2 protein-coding genes are annotated in these 3,452 nt (G+C 75.6%); both read right to left on the minus strand.

Translation table 11 applies throughout. The features are described from left to right. Positions 1–138: 138 nt before the first annotated feature. Entirely contained in the window at positions 139–1,761 is a 1,623-nt protein-coding gene (gene dacB, locus ABZ641_RS29875; RefSeq protein WP_344628342.1) for a D-alanyl-D-alanine carboxypeptidase/D-alanyl-D-alanine-endopeptidase, read from the minus strand. Between the two features lie 236 nt (positions 1,762–1,997). Beyond that, on the minus strand, positions 1,998–3,395 hold the full coding sequence (locus ABZ641_RS29880; RefSeq protein WP_359986764.1) for a PQQ-binding-like beta-propeller repeat protein: 1,398 nt from the start codon (positions 3,393–3,395) through the stop codon (positions 1,998–2,000). Positions 3,396–3,452: the final 57 nt, after the last annotated feature.

Genomic DNA, 3,452 nt, shown 5'->3' on the forward strand with positions numbered 1-3,452 from the left:
TCCCCGGCCACCGCAAGCCGTCGGGGGAGAGCGGGATGGCCGGCGCCGCGGGCCGCGGGGGCGGCGGCTGACGGCACCGCGGCCGGGCCCCGGGAGGTGTCCCGAGGGGCCCGGCCGCGGTGTGGCGGGGAGCGGCGGTCAGCAGCGGCCGACGCTCTCGCAGTCCTCCCAGCGGGTGCCGGTGCCGGACTTGGCGCCGGTGGCCTCGTCGCCGCCGCGGGCGGGGGCGTTGAGCGACTTCAGCTTCGGGGTGACCGGGGTGGCGGCCGGGGCGCTCGGGGTGGCGGCCGGGCCGGAGGCGAGGCGGACGGCGATGGCGTCGATCACCGGGCGCGGGCTGGTGCCGGCGAAGTTGCTGAGCATCACGGAGAAGATCAGCTTGTGGCCGTCGGGCGCGGTGGCGTAGCCCATCAGGTTGTCGACGCCGCTCATCGAGCCGCTCTTGGCGTGCACGTTGTTCTCGGCCTTGGTGCCGCGCATGCGGGCGGCCAGGGTGCCGCCGACCATCCGGTCCGGGTTGCCGGCCACCGGAAGCGCGTTGTACCAGGCGTCGAACCAGGGCTTGTCCTGGGCGACCTTGAGCAGGCCGGCCATCTTGGCCGGGTTGATGAGGTCGTAGCGCGAGAGGCCGGAGCCGTCGACCTGGCGGCCGCCCGGCGTCTCCAGGCCGTTGGCCTTGAGGAAGCCCTTGACCTGGGCGACGCCGGTGGCCCAGTCGCCCTTGCCGCCCTTGACCTTGCCGATCTCCTTGGTCAGGTGCTCGGCTATGCCGTTGTTGCTGATCTTCAGCATCGGGACGATCAGCTCGGCGAGGGTCTTGGACTGGTGCGAGGCGATCGCCGTCGAGGTCTCGGAGCCGGTGGCGGAGGCGACGCCGCGCTGGACCGTCACGCCGTGCCGGGCGAGCGCGCCGGCGAAGACCTTGGCCGCGTAGGTGGCCGGGTCCTCGACCGTGACCCAGTAGGTGGCCGGGGCGGCGCCGGCCGCGATGCTGCCGGAGAGCAGCAGCTCGTTGGCGCCGCGGCGGCGGTCGACGCCCGCGGAGGCGCCGCTGCCGGCCGCGCCGGTGGTGATGCTGCCGGTGAACTTCATCGGCGCCTCGGCGGGCACCAGGGCGACCTTGGCCTTCTCGCCGGCCGCGCCCGGGGTGACGGTCACCTGGACGGTGTCCATGGTGTACTCGGCGTCGTTGGCGATCGTCAGGCCGGAGATCTGCGGGCTGTAGGAGTACGGCTCGTCGTCCCAGGTCCAGCCGGGGCCGAGCGGGGTGGAGTCGTAGCGGGTGCCGTCGGCGAGGATCCGGCCGGTGACGGTGGTGATGCCCGAGGCGGCGACCTTGGCCGCCAGGTCGTCGAGGTCCTGGACGAGCAGGCTGGGGTCGCCGCCGCCCTTCAGCACCAGGTCGCCGGCGAGCTTGTTCCCGTACACGGTGCCGGTGGTGCGGACCTCGGTGGTGAACCGGTAGTCGGCGCCGAGCAGGTCGAGGGCGGCCGTCGAGGTGACGGTCTTCATGGTGGACGCCGGGGTGAGCAGCGCACCGGGCTGGCGGGAGTACAGCACCTGGCCGGTGGCGGCGTCGAGGACCTGGACGCCGGCCTGCGCGTTGGCGAGGCGGGCGTCGGCGAGCAGCGCGTCGAGGTCGGCCGTCAGCGTCGCGTCGGCCGGGGCGGGGTTGTCGGCCTGGGCCGAGCCGGCGAGCAGGGACGCGGCGAGTGCGGCGGCGGCCAGCGGCAGGCCGCGGCGGTACAGGCGTGCGGGCACAGATGCTCCAGGAATCGGGTACGGCGGGGCGCGCGCGTCGCCCACGCCCCCGTTTTGGCCTGCACATTATCAGCTGATGTGACATCAGTTGATCTTCGGGCGGGGCGGCCGTGCGGCCGTCCCCCGCGCCCGGGTGCACGCTCCTGTTCATGTACACGCCTCGGCGGCCCGGAAGGTCTCACGCGAATTCCCGGAGATCCGCGGGCGGCCCCGCTCCGCCCGCGGGGAGGGGCCGTTCAGCCGACCGAGAAGGCCGTGACCCCGGCGTCCGTGCCGACCAGCACCCGGCCGCCGGCGAGCACCGGGGAGGCGAAGTGCGGTGCCGGGCCGGTCCTCGCCTGCTGCAGCACCCGCCCGGTCGCCGGGTCGAGGGCGAGCAGCACACCGCGGTGGTCGTCCACCACCCAGACCGCGCCGCCGCCGACCACCGGCGAGCCGCCGCGCTCCAGGTCCACCTGCCAGTCCTGGTGCAGCGAGCCGTCCTGACCCACCGTCACCCGGGCGAGGCCCTGCTGGCAGGGCAGGTACACCACCGAGCCGTCCACCGCGGCCCCGCCGTACGCCGGGCAGACCGTCGCCTGCGCCACCTGCCCGCCGATGCCGCCGAGGCGCTGCGCGTCCAGCAGGTACGCCTCGCCGCGCTTGCCGGCGGCCAGCACGTGGCCGCCGACCCGCACGGGGGAGAGCGAACCGAGGTCGAGGTCCTGCGCGTTGTCGTCCGCCCACGTCGAGGGGGTGAACCAGTCGACCCGCTGCAGTTCGGGGGAGAGCGCCAGCACCGAGTCCGAGCCGTCGTACGAGCCGCCGGTCGACTCGCCGTTGCCGACCGACACCAGCAGCCGGTCGCCGTCCACCACCGGCCCGCCGCTCGCCCAGATCCCGCCCTCGCGGCGGGTCGGCACCGCGTAGGAGAGCACCGTCCCGGCGCCGCTGGTCGGCACCGACACCAGACTGCCGACGTAGTCGCCGCAGTCACCGAACAGGCCGCCGAACGCGATCACCACCCGGCCGTTCCACAGCGCCAGCGCCGAGCGCTGCTGGTGCGCGAGCGGGTCGCCCTTCGGCGGCTCGACCTCGCGTCGGACCTCCAGCGCCCCGGTCGCCGCGTCGAGACCCACCAGCACGTGCCGGCCGCCCGCCAGCTCGGCGACCGCGAACACCCGGCCCGTCGCCGGGTCGTAGACCGGGGTGCCGGTGATCCCCAGCGGGTCGATGTTGCCGCACGGCAGCTCGGCAGCCCGGGCCGGGGCGCCCAGGTGGCGGCTCCACAGGACCGCACCGCTCGACGCGTCCAGCCCGTACACCGTGTTGTTCTCGGTCGCCGCGAGCACCCTGTCGCCGACCACCAGCGGCTGCCCGTACACGGCGCCGTCGAGCTTCGCCGTCCAGGCCGTGCCGAGCGGCCCGACCGGGGCGGCCCCGGGGGCCGTGCCGGTGCGCAGCGCGTCGCGGTGGTAGGTCGGCCAGTCCCCGGCCCGCAGCGGGGTCGGCGAGGCCGAGCCGGCGACCACGGCGGACGGCACCGCGGTGGAGACCGCCGAACCGCCGCCCGCGGTGCACCCGGCGAGCAGCACGGCCACCGCCGCGGCGACCGCCGGCAGCAGGAGCCGCCGGTCAGCTCGGAGCCGTCGCACCGCCGCCGGCCTTCACGGCCTCGACCATGCGCTGGTGGACCTCGCGCGCGGCCGCCT

Origin of the sequence: Kitasatospora sp. NPDC007106, assembly GCF_040634455.1 — a bacterium.
GTDB lineage: Bacteria > Actinomycetota > Actinomycetes > Streptomycetales > Streptomycetaceae > Kitasatospora > Kitasatospora arboriphila.